Annotated in this window: 1 protein-coding gene; it reads right to left on the bottom strand. The window is 61.5% G+C overall.

The window, feature by feature from the left end:
• Positions 1 to 205 (bottom strand): hypothetical protein (locus tag AC25M7_RS25580; protein WP_486971652.1); only part of this gene is annotated, 205 nt, incomplete at both ends.

Raw genomic sequence — 205 nt, 5'->3', positions numbered from 1 at the left:
CAGGTCATGGTCGAGCTTCTGGCTGACCTTGACGGTGAAGGCCGGCTGCTGGTCTTCGGTGACATCGCCTTTGCCGACGATGGTGACGGTGACCTTGTCGCCCTGATTGTCGGTGCCTGGAGTGCCAGTGCCCGGCTCGTCGGTCACGGTCGTGGTGACGGTGTTGTCACCCAGAGTCAATTTCTCGAAGTTGTCGCCACCGGCA

This window comes from Pseudomonas sp. P106(2024), from assembly GCF_057480815.1.
Note: the sequence above shows the minus strand (reverse complement) of the source record. Positions and strands in the feature narration are given on the sequence as shown.